This window comes from Pantoea sp. EEL5, assembly GCF_049892805.1.
Lineage (GTDB): Bacteria > Pseudomonadota > Gammaproteobacteria > Enterobacterales > Enterobacteriaceae > Pantoea > Pantoea ananatis.
The window spans coordinates 590,043-611,087 of sequence record NZ_JBNDNJ010000001.1 but is presented as its reverse complement, the minus strand read 5'-3'; the positions used below and the strand labels follow the sequence as shown (position 1 = coordinate 611,087).

The following is a 21,045-nucleotide window of genomic DNA, read 5'->3' as shown; positions in this document are numbered from 1 at the left end:
CCCTGAATTTTGCTTGTTTCCTGTTGACTCACAAGTAACATAGCTACACCCCAGTCTGGGGAATTCATTCACACACTTCTTCTATATAGAGAGATATTTATGAGCGTAGTGCCTGTAGCGGATGTACTGCACGGTCGCGTCGCGGTTGACAGTGAAGTCACCGTACGTGGTTGGGTGCGTACCCGAAGAGATTCCAAAGCCGGTCTTTCCTTTATCGCTGTCTATGACGGCTCCTGCTTTAATCCCGTTCAGGCTGTCGTCAATAATTCTCTGAATAATTATCAGGACGAAGTGCTGCACCTGACCACCGGCTGTTCCGTCATTGTCACCGGTAAGGTCGTTGCATCTCCGGGTCAGGGTCAGGCATTCGAAATTCAGGCGACAAAGCTGGAGGTCGTGGGCTGGGTAGAAGATCCCGACAGCTATCCAATGGCGGCAAAACGCCACAGTATCGAATACCTGCGTGAGGTGGCCCACCTGCGTCCGCGTACCAACCTGATTGGCGCCGTGGCGCGCGTTCGTCATACCCTGGCCCAGGCGCTGCACCGTTTCTTCCATGAGAACGGCTACTTTTGGGTTTCCACGCCGCTGATCACCGCCTCTGACACCGAAGGGGCTGGTGAGATGTTCCGCGTTTCGACGCTGGACATGGAAAACCTGCCGCGCAACGATCAGGGCAAAGTCGACTATTCGGAGGATTTCTTTGGGAAAGAGGCCTTCCTGACGGTTTCAGGTCAGTTGAACGGTGAAACCTACGCCAGCGCCCTGTCGAAAATCTACACCTTCGGCCCAACGTTCCGTGCGGAAAACTCCAATACCAGCCGCCATCTGGCAGAGTTCTGGATGCTGGAACCGGAAATTGCGTTCGCTTCATTAGACGATGCGGCAGCCCTGGCGGAAGCCATGCTCAAGTATGTCTTCAAAGCGGTGCTGGATGAGCGTGCAGACGATATGGCATTTTTTGCCGAGCGCGTAGACAACGATGCGATTAATCGCCTGGAGCGTTTTGTTACCACCGATTTCGCCCAGGTCAATTATACCGATGCCGTCGATATCTTGATGAACTGCGGGCAGACCTTTGAGAACCCAGTGTCATGGGGCATTGATCTGTCCTCTGAACACGAACGTTATCTTGCCGAGAAGCATTTCAAAGCGCCTGTGGTAGTGAAAAACTATCCCAAGGACATTAAGGCGTTCTACATGCGCCTTAACGACGACGGGAAAACCGTGGCCGCGATGGATGTGTTAGCGCCGGGTATTGGTGAAATTATTGGCGGTTCTCAGCGTGAGGAACGTCTGGATGTGCTGGATGCGCGTCTGGAAGAGATGGGGCTGAAAAAAGAAGATTACTGGTGGTATCGCGATCTGCGTCGCTATGGCACCGTGCCACATTCAGGGTTTGGATTAGGTTTCGAACGTTTAATCGCCTATGTCACCGGCGTACAAAATGTAAGAGATGTTATCCCCTTCCCACGGACGCCACGCAACGCGAGCTTCTGATTTTCAGCATTAAATATAAGAAATTCATATATATAAAGAGGTCGGCATCGCCGGCCTTTTTTTATTTTTGTAAATTTTGATATGACTCACAAAGTTCCGTTATTTTTACATCTTGTAATACATTTTTTATATTTGAAACAAGATTACGACTTTTGTAGCATTTTCGCAGTAGAATTACCCGATGGGGGATGGAAAGATGCGTGCAGACACAGGAGACACCAAACTTCTTTCAAGGTTCACGTAAAGTTTTCTTGACAGCAGTGGCAGGTGTCCAAATAACTCCAATGAGGGTAATAAATAATGATGAAGCGCAACATTCTGGCAGTGGTTATCCCTGCTCTGCTCGCCGCCGGCGCAGCCAACGCAGCAGAAGTTTATAACAAAGACGGCAACAAGCTGGACCTGTACGGTAAAGTGGATGCACGTCATACTTTTTCTGATAACGCTGGCGACGATGGCGATCAGACTTATGTTCGCTTCGGTTTCAAAGGTGAAACCCAGATTAATGACCAGATGACCGGTTACGGTCAGTGGGAATACAACATTCAGGCGAACAACTCTGAAGGTTCTGATGCGCAAACTGACAACAAAACCCGTCTGGGCTTTGCTGGTCTGAAATTCGGTGATGCAGGTTCAATCGACTACGGCCGTAACTACGGTGTGGTTTACGATGCAATCGGCTGGACCGATATGCTGCCAGTGTTTGGTGGTGACTCAAGCTACTCTGATGATTACTTAACAGGCCGTAGCACCGGTGTTCTTACCTATCGTAACTCCAATTTCTTTGGTCTGGTGGATGGCTGGAACTTTGCGCTTCAGTACCAAGGCAAAAATGATCGTTCAGACGTGCGTCGTGCAAATGGTGATGGTTACGGTATTTCAACTTCATATACCTCACCAATTGGTGTAGGTATTGTTGGTGCATACAGCAGCTCAGACCGTACAAACACTCAGGCAGCAGGTACAACCGACATCAATGGTAATGTAATTGGTCAAGGTAAGCGTGCTGAGAACTGGGCAACAGCTCTGAAATATGATGCTAATAACGTATACCTGGCAGCCATGTATGGTGAAAGCCGTAACTCAACCCCAGTAACTGTTACCACGGGCATCAACCCAGCAAATGGTGCTAACGTTACTGGTACAGCATTCGTCAATAAAGTACAGACCATTGAAATGGTTGCTCAGTATCAGTTCGACTTCGGTCTGCGTCCTTCACTGGCCTACGTTCAGTCTAAAGGCAAAGACATCGAAGGTATCGGCGATGCTGATATCTACAAATACTTCGATGTGGGCGCAACCTACTACTTCAACAAAAACATGGCCACCTACGTTGATTACAAAATCAACCAGCTGGACAAAAACAACCCACTCGGCATTCCTAACGATGACGTAGTTGGTGTTGGTCTGGTTTACCAGTTCTAAGTTTGTTGATGCAGTACAAAAAACGGAGCTTCGGCTCCGTTTTTTATTGCCGTTTCCTCGCACTCAGCCCCGCGCTATCCCACTGTTAACATTAGAACGGGTAATTCTGTCGCACAGACGATGAATTTTATCGCAAACGGTTGGCATTTCGCCGTGCTGACGTTAACCTGATGGTTCATTTGCTAAAGTTCACGCTACTGGACCCGACTCATGTTTGAATCGATCTCTGCTGCACCCGCTGACCCCATTCTTGGCCTGGCCGATCTCTTTCGTGCCGACGACCGCCCCAATAAAATCAATCTCGGTATTGGTGTTTACAAAGATGAAACCGGAAAAACCCCGGTGCTCACCAGCGTTAAGAAAGCAGAGCAGTACCTGCTTGAACACGAAACCAGCAAAAATTACCTGAGCATTGACGGTCTGCCAGATTTCGCGCACTGCACGCAGGAATTGTTATTTGGTCAAGGCAATGCCCTGATCGCGGCGGGCAGAGCCCGCACGGCGCAGACGCCGGGCGGTACAGGCGCACTGCGCGTCGCCGCGGATTTCCTGTCTACTCAGACGTCCGTTAAGCGCGTGTGGGTGAGCAACCCGAGCTGGCCGAACCACAAAAACGTGTTTAATGCCGCCGGGCTTGAGGTATGCGAATACCAGTACTATGACGCAGCAAACCATACCCTGGATTTTGACGGCATGCTGGCCTCACTGAAAGAGGTGAAAGCCGGTGATGTGGTGCTGTTCCATGGCTGCTGCCATAACCCGACCGGTATCGATCCTACTGCAGAGCAGTGGCAACAGCTGGCACAGCTCTCTCTGGCTAACGGCTGGCTGCCCCTGTTTGACTTTGCCTACCAGGGCTTTGCCCGTGGTCTGGAAGAGGATGCTGAAGGTCTGCGCATTTTTGCGGCCAGCCATCAGGAACTGATTGTCGCCAGTTCTTATTCCAAGAACTTCGGCCTGTATAACGAACGTGTGGGTGCGATTACGCTGGTTGCGGGCGATGCCGCGACGGCCGACACCGCATTCAGCCAGGTGAAATACACCATCCGCGCCAACTATTCTAACCCGCCGTCACACGGTGCGGCCGTGGTGGCCACGATTCTGGGCAACGACGCGCTCCGCACTATCTGGCAGCAAGAGCTGTCTGATATGCGTCAGCGTATCCAGCGCATGCGCCAACTGTTTGTGAACACCCTGGCGGATAAAGGCGCGCAGCAGGACTTCAGCTTTATCATTAAGCAGAATGGCATGTTCTCGTTCAGTGGGCTGACCAAAGATCAGGTCATTCGCCTGCGCGAGGAGTTTGGGGTTTATGCCGTTAATTCAGGCCGCGTAAACGTTGCCGGTATGACACCAGATAATATGTCTGCACTGTGCGAGGCGATTGTCGCCGTACTTTAAGCGCATCGCGTATAAAAAAATGGGCCACTCTGGCCCATTTTTTATTGCAGGAAAGGATTGGTCAGACGTTCACGCCCCAGCGTTGACACAGGCCCGTGACCGGGTAAAAACGTCACATCGTCGCCGAGCGGCAGCAGCTTATTATTTATCGCATCAATGAGATGTTGATGATTACCCTGCGGGAAGTCGGTACGCCCGACGCCGCCGCTAAAGATCACATCACCTGAGACCAGTAAGCGGCCTTTGGCATCAAAAAATACAATGTGCCCCGGCGTATGTCCGGGACAGTGCAGCACATCAAGCGTGACCTGACCGACCTGAACGGTATCCCCCTCCTCCAGCCAGCGATCCGGCGTCAACGGGGCACAATATTCCAGCCCAAACATTTGGCTTTGAGTAGGTAAGGATTCCAGCCAGAAAGCATCCTGCTTTTGCGGGCCGACCAGCGGCACCTGCCAGAATGCAGCCAGTTCTGCCGCTGCCCCAACATGATCGAGGTGACCATGCGTAAGCAGAATCTGTGCAGGCTTCAAATCAAGCTGCGCCAGCGTTTGCCTGATGGTATCGGCATCGCCACCCGGGTCCACCAGGGCCGATTCACGCGTGGTTTCGCACCAGATAACCGAACAGTTCTGGGCGAAGGCGGTGACGGGGATAATGTGATAATTCATAACGCTCCATGGTCGGCACCCGCAGCGTTGCCGACGTTACTACCAGTGCCTGACGGGACCGGTATCAATATGTACAAAGTTGCTGCTGGGATAATATCCTACACCACCGGCACGCATTTTTAATGCGGCTTTGCGAACATTCGCCAGCGTCACCCCTTCAATGTGGAAATCCATCGCCTGGCCTTTGGTGTGATAACTGTGTTTTGCCACACCAGGTCCGGATTCCCGCAGCATATTGTTCGTCGCCAGTGAGCGATAGCCGGAGACGAGCTGGACGGGTTTGCGCGTTTCTAACAGCGCCTGAAGGCGATAGAGCTGGTCAAATAAGTGGGGATCGATACTTTTGGTTTTATTGGCACGGTAGTCGCGGAAAAAGTGGTTCAGGCGTGACAATTCACTTTTGTCGTAACTTTTACCGTTAAAGAATTCCGTTTTAAGGGTTTCACCAGTGTGAAGATTATTGAGCGTTAATATCCGCGGGCGTGAAGTGGAGAGTGATGCCATCGCGGTCTCTGGCAGTAAGGCCAGGCCGGCAGCGGCACTTCCGCAAAGCAGCAGTTTGCGACGTAAAGAATCGATTGTAGACATGGAGCGGTTTACCTGAAAGCAGAGTCAAAGACATGTGCAAAAAACGTACTGGCGAACCATAACTTTATGGCGGTAGCACGTCAACCCATTATGGGCAAGTTTGGAAGGCGGCTCCGGATAAAGCCGCCTGAATGACAGGACTGAATAACGGACATACCGTACGACTAACGATTGAAAATCAACTATTAGAGTAATAACTGCTGCGCACGGCTTAAGACCTGGCTCGCCGAACGCGCCGTATTATCATAATTGTAAATATCTGTACGGAACTGCGTTTTGCCGTCATCCGCAACCCAGGCCGTTAAATAATACAAGTTAACCGGGATGCGATGCCGAATGGGTACATAGCGCGTATCGCCCTGCTTGAGCGTGTCAGAGATACGTGCGTCATTCCAGCCGACATCCTGCAACAGAATACCGGCCAGTTCCGAAGCTTTATTCACGCGCACGCAGCCCGAGCTGAGCGCACGAATATCGCGCTGAAACAGATTGTGGTTCGGCGTGTCATGCAGATAAATCGCATCCGAGCTTGGCATATTAAACTTATAGCGACCGAGTGAATTGGTTTGCCCCGGTGCCTGACGTATGCGGTAAGGGAAGGATGAGGCTGACACCATGCTCCAGTCAATCATGCTGGGATCGATGACTTCGGAATCGGCGCTCCAGCCAGACAGCAGCGTGTAACCATGTTTATACAGATAGGTTGGGTCCTGTTTCACCTTAGGAATAATGTCCTGACGCACCAGATTGGTCGGCACATTCCAGGGCGGATTCAACACCACATTATTTAGTGCGCTTCGCATCAACGGCGTTTTACGATCTGGTCGTCCCACGATGACCCGGGAGGACAGCACTTTAGTGCCGTTGTTGTAATAATTCAGCGAATAGTTGGGGATGTTCACCATAATGCCGTTGTGCATATCATCCGGCAGCAAACGCAGCCGCTGGATATTCAGCGCCAGCAAGGCCGCACGCTGTTGAGGAGAGACATTCAGCCATTCCCGTGTACGCAGGCCAATCGCCCCATCGGCGTCCAGCCCCTGCCACTGTTGAAAGCGTTTTACCGCCGCGACCAGCTCATCGTTATAAACATTCACACCGCCGGGCGCAGCGGGAGCATTCTGGACGTTACCCTGAACACCGGGTGCCGCAGCAGGTATATCGTTAACCGTGACGGCCGAAGGGCTGACGGCGACAGGCTGCTCGCTGTGGCTGACGGCAACGGGTGCGGTGGGAACGGCATCCTCATTGGGCGCGGGTGCGGTTACCTGTGCACTCAGCATGCCGCTGCGGCGAAGAATTTCCCGCAACGCCGGCACATCGTCACTGACCTGTCCAGGTCGTAACGTGTCGCGATTTTTAATTTGTGGCCAGGGTTGTTTATCTTCAAGCAGGCTTTTCAGGGCCTTATGCATGAGTGGATACTGCGGATGCTGCGGCACCAGTGAATTAACAAACGCCGCCGAACTGCCCGCATTGACGGCATTTTGCCAGGCATTGATCACGGATACAGAAGGCACAGCCAGCTTGTAGGGCGTGGTGCTGTAAAGCCAGATTTCTCCCTGAGCAGGCACCGAGGAGACAAACTGCAAATAGCCCAGCATCGCATCAGACAACGTGACATCACGGGCAAAGCCTGTGATGTCAGGATCGGTCAGGCGATCGACCCAGCGGGTAAACTGCGGCTGCACGCCGGAGAGGGCAACCTCCGCCAGCTGCTGCTGAAATTTCTGTACGGCTTCATGATCCTGCCAGATCGGCTGCATGTTACGCGCGGCGTAGAGCGCGGCCAGAGAAGCACCGTAAAAAGGCTGGCTGTCGCCTGAAAACGCCTGGCGAATCTTCTGCTGACTCTCACTGACGGATGTGGTGGCGTACGCCGCGTGCGTACCGGGCATCGCGGCGATGATCGCAGCCTGAGCCATTGCACAGGGAATGAGCGTGAGCGCTAGCGTCAGCCACGAACTAACCTGATGAATTTTGAAGCGTTTATACAGTAACATCCCTGCCCCCTTCATTGATCTACCGCGCAGCCTGTCAGGAAACAACTGCGATCGGGCTGTTACTCATATTATTGAGTATACAAATAAAAACGGCATTTGCCTCCTGTGACAAATGCCGTTACCAGATTAACTAATGGCGCTGTTTTTGACTATCTCTGCATCGTGAATATTATGTCGTGGTTTCGCTCGCCGGATCGGCTTCGCTGCTGCGTTTTGCGGGCAGTGGATCGGCCGCGAAGCCTCGCAATCCTACCACGTGAACGTGCTCGGTGTTGTTAAACACTTTACGCATCAGTTTATAGGTGGTGCCCTTCTCCGGACTGATATTTTCTGGCGCCGCGATTACCAGTTGCATCTCCAGTCGCTCACAGAGTTCAAACAGGGTCGCGATCGAGCGCGCATCCAGACGTGCGGCTTCATCCAGGAACAGCAGACGGCAAGGCGAAATATCTTTACCGCGCAGGCGACGTGATTCCTCTTCCCAGCTCTGCACCACCATGACCAGAATTGACATCCCCGTACCAATGGCCTCACCGGTGGAAAGCGCGCCACTTTCGGCACGCAACCAGCCATCTGAACCCCGGTTGACCTCGACTTCCATCTCAAGGTAGTTACGGTAATCCAGTAGCTCTTCACCGATGGTTTGTGGTGTACGCTGCCCCATATCAATATGCGGATTCAGACGCTGGTAGAGTTTAGCCAGCGCTTCCGAGAACGTGAGTCGGTTGCTGTTAAACAGATCCTGATGCTGTTCGTGCTCTTCAGACAAGGTGTCCAGCAGCATGGCATGCGTTTCGCGCACGTTGACGTTCAGCCGGACGCTGCGCACCTGACCAAAGCTCACGGTTTGCAGCCCCTGATTCAGCTGGCGGATACGGTTCTGTTCACGCTGAATCGTTTTACGAATAATATTCGCGACGCTGCGTGAACTGATAGCCAGGGTCTGCTCGCGGGCCGTCAGCTCTTCCGTCAGTCGATTGAGTTCAATCTCCATCTGCTCGATGGCTTCAACCGGATCGTCCGTGCGAATGATATCCTGGCGGATACGTTCGCGCAGATGTTGATACACGGCGATGAAAAACTGAATCTTACGTTCCGGGCGTTTCGGATCTTCAGACAAACGCAGCACATCGCGCAGATGTTCGTTATCGGCCACCGCCAGGCGCAGTGCGCCCAGTGCCTTATCCGACATGGAACGCAGTTCATCGCCACTGAGATAAGCCAGTTCACGACGGTGCAGACGACGTTCAACACCGTTATCTTTCACCAGACGCAGCACCAGGCACCAGCCCGCCTTAGCACTCACCACCTGTTCGCGGATCTGGTGATAGTTACGTTCAAGCTGGCGCAGTTTTTTCTGCAGGTTGTCCATTTCTGCTTCGCAGAAAGTGAGCTGTTTCTCCAGCTGATTACGGCGGGCGCGGTTGTGACTTAACGCCGTATAAAGTTCATCGCGGCGGATACGCGCGCGTTCTTCCGCGCTGGCATCGGCCTGAACACCGATATCCTGCATTTCCTGCTGCAGCTCTTTCAGCATATCGCGCTTGGCATCGTAGGCGCTTTTAAGCGATGCCAGCACCTGAGAATATTGCGTCAGCTGCGACTGATGGGCGCGCAAACGCTCACGACAGCGGCTGCGCTCGGCTTCTGCCTGCTCCAGCCTTTGACGCAGTTTGTCGCTGAGATCGTTGTTGCCGCCCAGCATGCTGGCAGAGTCGTCATAGCCGAAATGCGCACGACGCTGCACCACTTCTGTCAAGGCAAACGCCTGCTGACGCGCGTTACGTTGCTGTTGCTGCGCCTGCTGGTAATCCGCCTGCAACTGCTCATGCTGTTCAGGATCGCTTTGCAGTACCGCAAGCATCGGCTCCAGTCTGGCCAGTTTTGCGCCATGTAAATGGAGGAAACGCGCGGCCTCCTGTGCCTCTTCAACCTGCTCGCGAATCTCCTCACAGCGATCCGCCAGCGTCTCATCTCGCAGCAGACTGATGCGCGGCAGCAGGCGGTTAAGCTGTGCAACGCCCTCTTTGGCCAGTTCATACTGCTGACGCTGTTGCTGATTATTACTTTCATGCTGATTGAGCGCACGTTCCAGCTCACCGCGACGGGCGCCGAGCTGACGGATTTGCGCTTCTGGGTCATCATCAAAGGCCACCGCAAGATGGCTGCCGATAAAGCGACTAAATGACTGATGCAGACGTTGCGTCTTCTGTACGTCAAACGACAAGGTGGCGTAACGTTCCGCCAGCCGGTCGCGCTCGTTATTGAGTAATTCAAGCTGGTTTTCGCGCGCCGCCCGACCAAACAGCGGGATTTTCGGGAAGCGGGAATAGCGCCACTGACGCTCGGCGACTTTTACCACGACGGCGTTCTGGAGCTCGTCTACGCTAAACACGCTGTCATCAAACGACTGCGGATCCCCTTCGATCAGGTACAGATCTTCCGGGCACTCTTCTAAGCCATCGAGTTGCTCGCGCACCAGCGACAGATCGGGTACGACAATGGCGTGGCGCGATGGGCCGTACAAGGCAGAAAAGTAAGGCGCATCGTCCAGCGTTACGTCATCATAAATTTCCGACAACAGTACGCCGCCAAATCGCTCAGCCAGCTGATTCAGGCGAGGATCTTCGGCACCGCCCGGTTGGCTGAGGCGTTCAATCTGCTGCTCAATTTCACGCTTGCGGGCTGCGACTTCGTCACGCTCAACGGTGGTTTCACGCTCGCGCTCCAGCAGCTGCTGCATGTATTCCGTCACATCCTGGCTGTTGGCCAGGTCCTGACCGGTTTGCTCACTGAGCTGAGTCAGGATTTCTTGCGCGGCCAGCCAGTGCGGCGCGCGCGCGGTCAGCGCGGTGATACGTTCGCGCAGTTGCTCAAGTTCCTGACGCATCATCATGCGCTGTTCGCCCGCGTCTGCCACGCTGCTGTTCAGCTGCTCGATTTGCGCTTCAAGCTCACGCTGAAGGCCTTCCAGCGCGTCAGGATCGTAGTGCTGCCCCTGACGTTTACAGAACTCTGCCAGCAGACGCTCGGCTTCCTGCTGCTCACGCAGGCGCTGTTCGAGTTCATTCAGGCGCAGGCGCAGGGAGGAAAGCTGATCGGCATGGTGACGTTGATTGCTGGCATCGCGCAGCAGATCGCGCCCGACCTGCCAGGCTTCTTTGCGGCTAACCTCACCGGCAATGCTGGTGACCAGTGATAACGCCTGTTCAAACTGGCTGTGGGCGGCTTCTGCTACGCTCAGCTTCTGCTCCAGATTCAGCAGTTGCCCGGTGGCTTCTTCTTCTTTGGCCTGGAAACTGGCCTGCCATTCGGCGGCATTATCGATGGTTAAGTCTGGCAACTGACAAAGCGTGCGGGCGCGTTCCAGCGCCTGTAATGCCTGTTGATACTGAATAGCACGGGTTTGCTGCACATCCAGCGCCTGCTGAAAATCGGCCAACTGGCTCTTCAGCTCATCCACTTCCAGTTCTGCGGCTTCGGCCCGGGCCTCATTTTCTTCCTGGATTTCGCGCGCTTCAGCAACGACTTCGCTCTGCTCTTCCAGACGGATCGTAAGATCTTCAATATCGCTGTCATAGCGCGTAATTTTTTCCTGCTGGCGCATCGCCGTCTGCACCAGATTCAGGTGATCGCTCGCCGCCTGATAATCGACTTCGAGATCGTTTTCCGCCCCGCTATGTTCGGCCAGCTCGCGCGCCATCTCTACATGGCGGTACTGTTCAGAAGCCAGCTGTTTGCGACCGCTGAGCAGCTCATTGCGCAGCTGTAAGGCGCTGTCGAGGTGGATGCGTCGCTCGTTGGCATGACGCATATAATCCGCCGACACATAGCTGGTGGCCTCAGAAATAAGGTGCTTAAACAGGTCACGATCCGACTGGGTGACGCGGATCGCTTCCAGCGTCATACGGTTCTCGCGCAGCGCCGCTTCCATGTCCTGAAAGGCTTTACGCACGCCGCTGTTTTCCGGCAACAGATAATCACGTAGCGAGCGGGTAATCGCACTGGAGATACCGCCGTAAAGAGAGGCTTCAATCAGGCGGTAAAACTTGCTGCGATCGCTGGCCGAACGCAGACGACGCGGGACAACGCCGAGATCAAACATCATGGCGTGATAGTCGGTGACCGAGCTGTACTGACGGAACTGCACGCCTTCCAGCGCCTCAACGCGTTCTTTTACCTCATTAAGCGGTAACACGCGCGCCTGACGGCTGTTGAGGATTTCCGTCAGCATATCAGTAGGCAGCGTATCTGTAGGTAAACCATGAATACTGAAAGGTTTGATATCGACTTTCTTATCGCGTCCGGCGATCTGCTGCAGTCTGACGCCCGCCACCACGCGTTGGTGACGTGAATTGACGACGTCCAGCATGGCATAGCAAACACCGGCACGGAGTTTACCGTGCAGGCCTTTATCACGTGAGCCTGAGGTCGCACCCGCTTCGGTCGTGTTACGGAAGTGCAGCAGCGTTAAGTCAGGGATCAGCGCCGTTACAAAGGCCGCCATGGTGGTTGACTTGCCTGCCCCGTTACCGCCCGACAGCGTGGTGACCAGTTCATCGAGATCAAAGGTTCGGGCAAAAAAACCGTTCCAGTTGATCAGCGTTAGCGAACGAAATTTGCCGCGTTCAATCATGCCTGTTCTTCCTCCGCGATATCACCCGCATCGCTGTCATTCTCATCACTGTCATCAGCCTCAGTCGTGGCCGTGGCGTTATCCAGCAACATTGCCTCACCGACACGAATCAGGCGCAGCTGCGCTTCCCGCGGATCGTCACCGCTGCGCACATCGGCGCCGAAGCGAAAAACGGACTCGATAATACGGAACTTGCTGCTGTCGTTGCCAAAAAACCACACCATGCCAAGACGGCGCAGGCGGCTTAAAGACGCACGCATTTTTTCCTGCAGCTTGGCGCGATCGAGATCTGAGCCGGTTGAGCGCTGATTAACCAGTTTCAGCAGTTTACTTTCATCCGCCAGAGACAGCAGCTCGTCATAAAGTTCCTGCTGGGTAAAAATGCCTTCATTCGCCAGGCGTTCCGGGCTGAGATAGAGATAGCAAAGGATTTTACCGACCATCATATCCAGCTCAGACAGGACAGAACGGGGAATGAGCGTGGTTGAACGCGGACGCAGATAGAAGAATCCCTCTGGCGCGCGAATCAGCTCAACGTTGTAGCGGGTGTAAAACTCTTCCAGATACTGCTGGTAATCCATCAGAAAAGCGTGATTGTCCAGCTCTTCGATACCAATGTGGCGTCCGGCGCGTAACTGGCTGTCCAGCGCCGGAAAAATAGGATTTGCCAGTGCCTGTGCCAGTTTAACCGGCATCACTTGTTCAATATTTGTCGATGACATGTGCCTGCACCTTGGCTCCGTAATCATTAATGGCTTGCCATTCCACAGGCAAGCCGGCTAAATCGGCTTCCGCTACGCCGAGCCGCACGGCCTGATCCACCACAATACGCGCCAGGTCAAAGTGACGCGCGCGTGGATATTGAGCCAGATAGTCGCGCATCACAGCGGCGAGGTTGAGCGGTTTTTGCTGCGTTTTATAAATCTCTAAGGCTTCTTCAATCATGGCCGCCAGCTGCTCGCGAATTTCATTGAATTCTTCAAACTCCAGCTCGGCCGGCAATTCGCCCATAACTTCGTCATTGCGCAGCGTCAGTTCGTCGTCACGCATATCGTACAGACGTTCGGCGTTGGCATAGGTGAGCGCCCAGGGCGCATCAAAATAGTTCTGCACAGAAACACGCAAACGCTGGGCGAAAACGCGGTTTTTGTCCATATCGATGGCGGTACGAATGAATTTGTGCACGTGGCGATCGTAGCCAATCCAGAGATCGATGGCCTGCTGCCCCCAACTGGTAATGCGATCGAGTTTGCTTTGCAAATCGAAAACCAGTTTGTCGACAAAACCCAGATCCGGGCTGTCCAGCGTGGCATCCTGAATGCGCAGCAGATTTTCCTGCAGCTTATCGCCCGCCGCCTCCAGCGTATCCTGCAGTTCACGCAGCGTACCTGAGGTTTCCGACAGCAACATTTCACAGCTCGAAATCGCGGCTCGCCAGTCTTTGTTCAGCAGTTCGGCAATATCCGTCTTAACCGCCTGCTGTTGCTCATCCATCAGGCGCTGCGTCATATCGATACTGTCGAAGATTTCGGCCACCGAATATTTCAGCGGCGCGAACACGTTGCGGTGCCAGTGAAATTCATCGCCGTTTTCCTGAGCCGCATCTGCGGCGCGCTTCAGCTCCGCCGCCACGATAGAAAGCTGCATTGACAGGCGCAGCGTGGAGAATTCCCGCTGGCGAATATAGTAATCAGTGATGCCAATGGCCAACGGGGTCAGGCGATAAATCGCATTGCCCTCGGTTAACTCACTGGTAAAGCGGTTTAACAGGCGCTGGCGCACCATATCGTTGATGGCGTTGTTGGCGCGTACCAACACCGTTTCACTGGTTTGCTCAAAGGCTTTGCTGACGTGACGAAACGCATCAATCAGGTCACCTTCGCTCATTTCACCGTCCATGCGTTCGCCATTTAGCGTGGCGATGGCCAGCAAAAAAGCCAGACGTTCAACTGGCAGCGCAAGCGAGAAGTCATTCTTGCGCGCCCAGGATACCAGCTCCGGTACCGTCTGGGAAAATTCACTCATAATTCGTCCTTCTGCCCGGGTTTGCGCGCGGTCACGTGGATGTAACGCCCTAAGCTTAAAAAGGGTTCCTGGCGGCAAAAGCGCCGCTCCATCTCAATAATTTCGTCGTCGCTCTTTGGCTCGCCTTTAGGCGGCTTCATATAATCGCTGAATACGCGAATCCCGGCACGCCGTTCAATCTGAAAACCACAGTTCTCCAGCCAACGATACACGTCATCGGGATCGCGGGGATAGTCCGGTGACAGCGTGCGCTTCTTGCGTTTGGTCAAGTTAGTGCGCAGATAACCAAAGTTGCCCAGCGTCAGGGTGCGTAATGTTAACCCATGCAGGTTGTAAAACATCAACGACAGCACGCCGCCGGGGCGCAGTGTATCAAACAAGGCTTTTAACACCGCTTCAGGTTCCGCAACCCACTCAAGCACAGCGTGAAACAATACCAGATCCACCGACTTATCCAAATGTTCACCGACCTGCTGCGCGCTAATTTGTTTGAATTGCATGTTGTGGCTCACACCCAGCGCATCCGCATTTTCCTGGGCACGGCGTAACATCTCTCCGGAAAGATCGCACAGCAGTATCTGGTGGCCCCGCCCAGCCAGCCCGCTGGACATCTGACCGATGCCGCCGCCCGCATCCAATACGTTCAGCGCGGAGGATGACAGGCTGGGAAGAATCGTTTCCAGCTCATCCCATAAGATGGCCTGACGCACCAGGCCTTTGGTTGTGCCGTAAATGTTTTGCGAAAATTTATCCGCGAGATCGTCAAAGTTACGATCCTGCATGGCGTGGGCTCCGGTATGCTGCGGTGAAACATATGCTATTTTGTCACAGGTACGGTAAGAATGAAGCTTTGATACCATTCTTGCGCTCTGGCTGCTGTTTTTTCGGACAACAAGAGGTTTTTTACATGGTTTTCATGCTGAAAAAGGCCGTCGGTAACCTGTTGCTGCCCTTGCCTTTTCTGCTTTTACTGATGGCGGCAGGCATTTTACTGCTTTGGTTCAGCCGCTGGCAGAAAAGCGGCAAAATACTCATCTCGGTGAGCTGGCTGATAATATTACTGATTAGCCTACAGCCTGTGGCAGACCGCCTGTTATTGCCGGTGGAGTCGCACTATTCGACATGGAATGGTAGCCAGAAAGTGGATTACATCGTGGTACTGGGTGGAGGCTATACCTACAATCCTGCCTGGGCACCCAGCTCAAACTTGTTGAATAACAGTTTGCCTCGCGTGACAGAGGGCGTGCGTCAGTGGCTGCGTAACCCGCAGGCAACGATGGTCTTTACCGGTGCTGCTGCAGGGCACAATCCCAAAAGTAATGCGTGGGTGGCCGCACAGGTCGCCGAAAGCCTTGGCGTACCTGACGCTCATATTCATATTCTGGATCAACCCAAGGATACTGAGCAGGAAGCGCGGGCGGTCAGCGCAGTGATCGGGCATCATTCCTTTTTGCTGGTCACATCAGCGAATCATATGCCGCGTGCCATGCGTTTCTTCCAGCAGGCAGGGCTTAACCCGATTGCCGCACCGTCGAACCAGTTGGCAATTACCTCCCCGCTCAACTGGTGGGAGCGGGCTTTTCCTTCTCCGCTGTGGATGGGCCACAGCGAACGCGCCATCTATGAAACGCTCGGCAGTGTATTGCAACGCATTAATCCCCCCGCCGAAACACCCGCTTCGTAGAAGCGTTGGAGGATGCGCACGACGCCGCGCGCATCCTTCAATCGGGTAATCAGAAGCGCGGAGAGCCGTAGTCACGCCCTGAACCTGTCGGATGACCTCAGCCGCGCATGGCAGCGCGCACACGAATTAGGTCCTCTGGCGTATCGACCCCAACGCCCGGCACCGTTTTTGCTACGGCCACGTGAATCTTTTCGCCGTACCACAGCACCCGGAGCTGCTCGAGTAATTCAATCTGCTCAAGGGGACAAGGTGCCCAGTCGATGTAACGGCGAATAAAGCCTGCCCGGTAGGCGTAAATGCCAATGTGCCGGAGCAGCGTATCGCCGATGCGATCGCGTGATTCCGCATAGCGCTCGCGGTCCCAGGGAATGGTCGCACGAGAAAAATACAGCGCATAGCCTTTGGCATCCATAACGACTTTCACGGCGTTAGGATTAAAGGCTTCTTCTGCATCGGTAATGGGCACGGCCAGCGTCGCCATACCGGCCTCAGACTGCGCCAGATTATTCGCCACCTGGTGCACGATTTCGGCCGGGATCATAGGCTCATCGCCCTGAACATTGACGATAATTTGATCGTCTGCGAACTGATACTTCTCAATCACTTCGGCAAGGCGTTCTGTGCCTGAATGATGATCGGCGCGCGTCATGCAAACTTCGCCTCCCGACGCTTCCACTGCGCCGGCCACATCCGGGTGATCGGTCGCCACGATAACCCGGCTGGCACCGGATTCGCGCGCGCGTTCCATCACATGTACCACCATCGGCTTGCCATGAATATCGACCAAGGGTTTACCGGGTAGACGGGTTGAGGCATAACGAGCAGGAATGATGGCAATGAAACTCATGGATGGATCTCTTCAACCGACAACGTACGGGCTTCGTTTTCCAACAGGACCGGAATGCCATCGCGCACCGGAAAAGCCAGTGCATCGGGCTTGCAGATCAGTTCTTGCTGTTCGTTGTTGTAATACAGCTTGCCATTGCAAACCGGGCAGGCAACGATTTCGAGTAAACGGTGATCCATATATCCTCCATCACGGACCGATAGCGTAAGCGCTAAAGCATATCACAGCGTTGATAAGAGCGGGTAAACCACACCGGTTGTGGCATCACGAATTATCCAGCGGCCACAACCGCGGCCAGTGTGCCAGTAACGCCGGAGGAGCCTGCTGTAACACGACCGTCTCTGCACCCTGCCAGCGCGCGAAACGGGTAATTGCCCGTTGTGCATCCTGGAGAAAGGAGGTGGTGACAGAGACGTCGTGCTCCAGCCAGATATTTTTGATCTCCAACTGACGTGACGCGCGAATCATTCGTGCATCCAGCCGGGCTTTAAGCTGACCACGATGCAGCAAAGGTAAAACGAAGTAACCGTACCTGCGCTTTTCGGCAGGCGTGTAGCATTCGATACGGTAGTCAAAATCAAACAGTTCTCGCGCCCGCTTTCGATCCCAGACTACGGGATCAAATGGGGATAACAGCGCGGTGTGCGTCGCTTTCAAAGGCGTCGTTAATCCGGGCAGCGCGCTCTGGTGCAGCCACATCGCGCCCATCCCCTTGACCTCGACCGGAATAATGTCTCCCGCGACCTGCGCCGATTGGATAAAGGCTTTGATCGGTGCCTGTTTCAGCCGGTAATAATCGGCCAGCCATTCACTGCGAAAAATCCCCAGGCTGCGCGCACTGTTCATCAACATCAATTGGATCGCTTCATCCTCGCCGATCGCGTGGATCGCATCCTGCCAGTCCGGCATCACCCGGGTGCGTAAATCGTAGACTCGCTGAAAATTTCGGCGCTCTGCTACCATCAATTCACCTGCGCTAAACAGATTTTCGAGATGCCGCTTGTGCGGTTTCCACGCCCACCATCCCGGTTTATGATTTTTTTCGGTGGCAAAATCGGCCGATCTGACGGGGCCGTTATCGCGGATGTAGGTCAGTAAATCGGCCATCTCCTGCTGATACTCGGCAGCCCATTGCGCACTGTATTTCCAGCCCAGGCGTTCGGGCGAGAGCATGCGATGTCGCAGTAATTTGTAATCGTTGCGCGGAATAAAGCAGGCTTCGTGGGCCCAGTACTCAAAAATGTCCCCCTGAGCCAGGGATGTATCCAGCCAGGATTGAGGGTAATCCCCTAAACGACTAAACAGCACCAGATAAGGGCTTCGGGCAACCACATTGATGGTGTCGATTTGTAGTAAGGCCATTCGGGTAATACAGTCTGGAATGTCCTGCTGACGCGCCCGGCGGGCTGCCGGACGGAGCAGACCCTGAGCTGCGAGGTGGATGTTACGTGCCTGCTGTCGCGAAAGTGAATGTATGCTCATTCTCTTCCTTATCAGATGGGGAGGTTAGTACTTTGCCCGGTGTGCAGACGTACGGCAAAGGTTTTCTATATCCTCTAACAGCAAGGTGGCTGCCTCGGCGTGCAGTTGTGCATCAACCGGCAGATACCACCACGAGGGTTGTGCGAATGCCCGGCACTTAACCGCATCTTTTTCGGTCATCAACAGCATCTGCTCAGGCTGCAGCAGACGTGAAAGTTCTTCTTCGCTGTAAGCATGGTGGTCGGCAAAAGCGATTTCCGCTACAGGCGTTAACCCCTGCTGCTTTAAGGTATTAAAGAAGCGTGGCGGATGACCAATTCCCGCGATAGCAACAACGTTATGAAAGGTGCTGAGCGGGCGTTGTTCGCCGCTCAGCAGATGCGTCGCCTTGCCCGGGCGCAGTTGCATCGCAATTTCACCTGCCTGCGGTTCGCCGCCATTGACGATAACGGCATCCACCGTTTTGAGACGTGAAGCGCGTTCGCGCATTGGGCCAGCAGGTAACCACCAGCCGTTGCCGAAACGGCGCACGCCATCCACCACGACAATCTCCCGATCGCGCTGCAAGGCGTAATGCTGCAGACCATCGTCAGTCACAATCAGATCCAGCTCGTGATGCTTCAGGAGAAGGTCAATGGCCTCACGGCGGCGCGGCGCAACGGCCACGGGCGCAGCCGTGCGCTGGGCGATCAGAACGGGTTCGTCACCCGCCTGTTCAGTGGCGGTTGCGGCAGTGACCTGCAATGGATAATGGTCTGCTTTACCGCCATAGCCTCGTGAAATCACGCCAACACGCAGGCCGCGTTGTTGCAGGGCCTCTACCAGCCAAATCACCACCGGCGTTTTGCCGTTCCCGCCTGCGGTTAAATTCCCGACCACCACGACAGGCACGGGCGCACGCCAGCTTTTGCGCCAGCCGCGTTGAAAACTGAAGCGGATCAATGCCGTAATCGCCCCGTATAGCACACTAAGTGGCCATAGCAGTACCCATAAAGGCGATCGCCCGCTCCAGATGCGCTCAATCATTGGCCAAATTGCATTTTATGAAGTTGGGCATAGGCGCCTTTTTCCGCAAGGAGCACAGCATGCGTGCCGCGCTCGATAATTTTGCCCTCTTCCACGACCACAATTTCATCCGCTTTTTCGATAGTCGACAGGCGGTGTGCAATCACCAGGGAAGTACGGTTTTTCTGCAACTCATCCAGGGCTGACTGAATAGCACGCTCAGATTCCGTATCCAGCGCCGAAGTGGCCTCGTCAAGAATCAGGATAGGACAGTCGCGCAGTAACGCACGCGCAATGGCGATACGTTGACGCTGACCGCCAGACAACAGGACGCCGTTTTCGCCGATAACCGTATCCAGCCCTTTATCCATTTTATTGATAAAATCCATGGCATGAGCCATGGTCGCCGCTTTTTCAATCTCCTCACGGCTGTACTGCTCGCTGCGCGCATAGGCAATGTTATTGGCGACAGTATCATTAAACAGGTGCACATTTTGCGACACCAGCGCGACCTGATTACGCAATGACGATAAGGTGTACTCGCGCAAATCGTAGCCATCCAGCAAAATGTTGCCCTGCTGAATATCATAAAAACGGGTCAGCAGGCTTGCCATGGTCGATTTACCCGAGCCTGAACGCCCCACCAGGGCTACCGTTTTGCCTGCCGGCAGCGCCAGATTAATGTCTTTCAAGGCAGGCGTTTCACGACCCGGATAGGTAAATGTCACATTACGGAACTCGACATCCCCTTTTGCGCGGGTAATTTCACGCTTACCGTTGTCAATTTCCTGCTCGCTGTCCAGAATGGAAAACAGCGTCTGGCAGGCCGCCATACCACGCTGGAACTGAGCATTCACGTTGGTCAGTGACTTCAGCGGGCGCATCAGCGCAATCATGGATGAGAACACCACAGTGATCGTACCGGCGGTCAAGGTATCCATCACGCTGGGGAAACTCGCCGCATAAAGCACAAACGCCAGCGCCAGCGAGGCAATCAGTTGAATAACCGGATCGGAGATCGAGGACGCTGACACCAGCTTCATACCCTGCTGGCGCATACGGTTGCTGACCTTGGCAAAACGCGCCGATTCGATTTCCTGTCCGCCAAAAATCAGCACTTCTTTATGCCCTTTCAGCATCTGCTCGGCACTGGTTGTCACCTGCCCCATGGTGTTTTGCATGGATTTGCTGATGTTGCGGAAGCGCTTCGACACCATACGAATGGCAAAGGAAACAATGGGGGCGAGCACGATGAGAATCAGCGACAGCTGCCAGCTGTAATAGAACATCATGATAAACAGGCCGATGATGGACGCGCCTTCGCGCACGACCGTGACCAGTGCGCCTGATGAAGACGATGCAACCTGCTCCGAGTCATAAGTGATACGCGAGAGGAGCGTACCCGTAGACTGCTGATCGAAGAAGGCCACCGGCATGCCCATCATATGACTGAACAGGCGCCGGCGCATATTCATGACCACGTTCCCGGATACCCAGGAAATGCAGTAGCTGGAAATATAGCTACTTACGCCGCGAACCAGCATCAAGCCAATAACTGCCAACGGCATCCACAGCATCACGGACCTGTCCGCTTTACCAAAGCCGTCATCCAGCAAAGGCTTCAACAGGGAGAGCATTAACGTATCGCCTGCGGCATTAATAATCAGGGCCGTAGCCGCCACAATTAAGCCAGCTTTGTTGGGTGCGATCATCGGCCAGAGTCGACGGAATGTCTGCCACGTTGAGAGATCTTTATCTTGATGCATTATTTATTCACG

Annotated in this window: 16 protein-coding genes; 4 read left to right on the top strand and 12 right to left on the bottom strand. The window is 54.2% G+C overall.

The annotated features are described in order from the left end of the window. Positions 1 to 99 precede the first annotated feature (99 nt). The 3 genes from asnS (at position 100) to ACPXSQ_RS02840 (ending at position 4,326) form a co-directional block, all read left to right on the top strand. Positions 100 to 1,500 (top strand): asparagine--tRNA ligase, encoded by a 1,401-nt coding sequence (gene asnS / locus ACPXSQ_RS02850; protein WP_013025258.1) that lies wholly within the window; start codon positions 100 to 102, stop codon positions 1,498 to 1,500. Between the two features lie 300 nt (positions 1,501 to 1,800). After that, positions 1,801 to 2,925 carry a porin OmpF gene (gene ompF, locus ACPXSQ_RS02845; protein ID WP_029568574.1) on the top strand — a complete coding sequence of 375 codons (1,125 nt, stop codon included), beginning with the start codon at positions 1,801 to 1,803 and terminating at the stop codon, positions 2,923 to 2,925. A gap of 210 nt (positions 2,926 to 3,135) precedes the next feature. Next, positions 3,136 to 4,326: an amino acid aminotransferase gene (locus ACPXSQ_RS02840; protein WP_013025256.1), complete on the top strand. Its 1,191-nt coding sequence runs from the start codon at positions 3,136 to 3,138 to the stop codon at positions 4,324 to 4,326. Positions 4,327 to 4,367: 41 nt separating this feature from the next. Here the strand turns inward: ACPXSQ_RS02840 and ACPXSQ_RS02835 are convergent, their stop codons facing one another. The 7 genes from ACPXSQ_RS02835 to cmoM form a co-directional block, all read right to left on the bottom strand. Beyond that, a complete protein-coding gene (locus ACPXSQ_RS02835) occupies positions 4,368 to 4,997 on the bottom strand; it encodes an MBL fold metallo-hydrolase (protein ID WP_014593331.1) in 630 nt (209 codons plus the stop codon). A gap of 39 nt (positions 4,998 to 5,036) precedes the next feature. Further along, on the bottom strand, positions 5,037 to 5,585 hold the full coding sequence (locus tag ACPXSQ_RS02830) for a YcbK family protein (RefSeq protein ID WP_013025254.1): 549 nt from the start codon (positions 5,583 to 5,585) through the stop codon (positions 5,037 to 5,039). A 185-nt stretch (positions 5,586 to 5,770) separates the two neighbouring features. After that, positions 5,771 to 7,588, bottom strand: coding sequence for a L,D-transpeptidase (gene ldtD / locus ACPXSQ_RS02825; protein WP_029568573.1), 1,818 nt, complete (start codon positions 7,586 to 7,588; stop codon positions 5,771 to 5,773). A gap of 169 nt (positions 7,589 to 7,757) precedes the next feature. Next, positions 7,758 to 12,224, bottom strand: coding sequence for a chromosome partition protein MukB (mukB, locus tag ACPXSQ_RS02820; RefSeq protein ID WP_029568572.1), 4,467 nt, complete (start codon positions 12,222 to 12,224; stop codon positions 7,758 to 7,760). Further along, on the bottom strand, positions 12,221 to 12,946 hold the full coding sequence (mukE, locus tag ACPXSQ_RS02815; protein WP_019106194.1) for a chromosome partition protein MukE: 726 nt from the start codon (positions 12,944 to 12,946) through the stop codon (positions 12,221 to 12,223). Before mukE ends, mukB begins: the two co-directional genes overlap by 4 nt. Then, a complete protein-coding gene (gene mukF / locus ACPXSQ_RS02810) occupies positions 12,927 to 14,249 on the bottom strand; it encodes a chromosome partition protein MukF (protein ID WP_013025250.1) in 1,323 nt (440 codons plus the stop codon). Before mukF ends, mukE begins: the two co-directional genes overlap by 20 nt. Continuing rightward, a complete protein-coding gene (gene cmoM / locus ACPXSQ_RS02805; RefSeq protein WP_426142700.1) occupies positions 14,246 to 15,031 on the bottom strand; it encodes a tRNA uridine 5-oxyacetic acid(34) methyltransferase CmoM in 786 nt (261 codons plus the stop codon). Before cmoM ends, mukF begins: the two co-directional genes overlap by 4 nt. 125 nt (positions 15,032 to 15,156) lie before the next feature. Here cmoM and elyC point away from each other — a divergent pair, with 125 nt between their 5' ends. Then, positions 15,157 to 15,933 (top strand): envelope biogenesis factor ElyC, encoded by a 777-nt coding sequence (elyC, locus tag ACPXSQ_RS02800; RefSeq protein WP_072137916.1) that lies wholly within the window; start codon positions 15,157 to 15,159, stop codon positions 15,931 to 15,933. A 97-nt stretch (positions 15,934 to 16,030) separates the two neighbouring features. Here the strand turns inward: elyC and kdsB are convergent, their stop codons facing one another. The 5 genes from kdsB to msbA form a co-directional block, all read right to left on the bottom strand. Further along, a complete protein-coding gene (gene kdsB / locus ACPXSQ_RS02795) occupies positions 16,031 to 16,780 on the bottom strand; it encodes a 3-deoxy-manno-octulosonate cytidylyltransferase (RefSeq protein ID WP_028714991.1) in 750 nt (249 codons plus the stop codon). Next, positions 16,777 to 16,959: a Trm112 family protein gene (locus ACPXSQ_RS02790; RefSeq protein ID WP_013025246.1), complete on the bottom strand. Its 183-nt coding sequence runs from the start codon at positions 16,957 to 16,959 to the stop codon at positions 16,777 to 16,779. Before ACPXSQ_RS02790 ends, kdsB begins: the two co-directional genes overlap by 4 nt. Positions 16,960 to 17,044: 85 nt before the next feature. After that, entirely contained in the window at positions 17,045 to 18,262 is a 1,218-nt protein-coding gene (locus tag ACPXSQ_RS02785) for a winged helix-turn-helix domain-containing protein (RefSeq protein WP_028714990.1), read from the bottom strand. 24 nt (positions 18,263 to 18,286) lie between these two features. Beyond that, positions 18,287 to 19,288 (bottom strand): tetraacyldisaccharide 4'-kinase, encoded by a 1,002-nt coding sequence (lpxK, locus tag ACPXSQ_RS02780; protein ID WP_426142696.1) that lies wholly within the window; start codon positions 19,286 to 19,288, stop codon positions 18,287 to 18,289. Next, complete coding sequence (msbA, locus tag ACPXSQ_RS02775; protein ID WP_013025243.1) at positions 19,285 to 21,033, bottom strand: lipid A ABC transporter ATP-binding protein/permease MsbA; 1,749 nt, start codon at positions 21,031 to 21,033, stop codon at positions 19,285 to 19,287. Before msbA ends, lpxK begins: the two co-directional genes overlap by 4 nt. Positions 21,034 to 21,045: the final 12 nt, after the last annotated feature.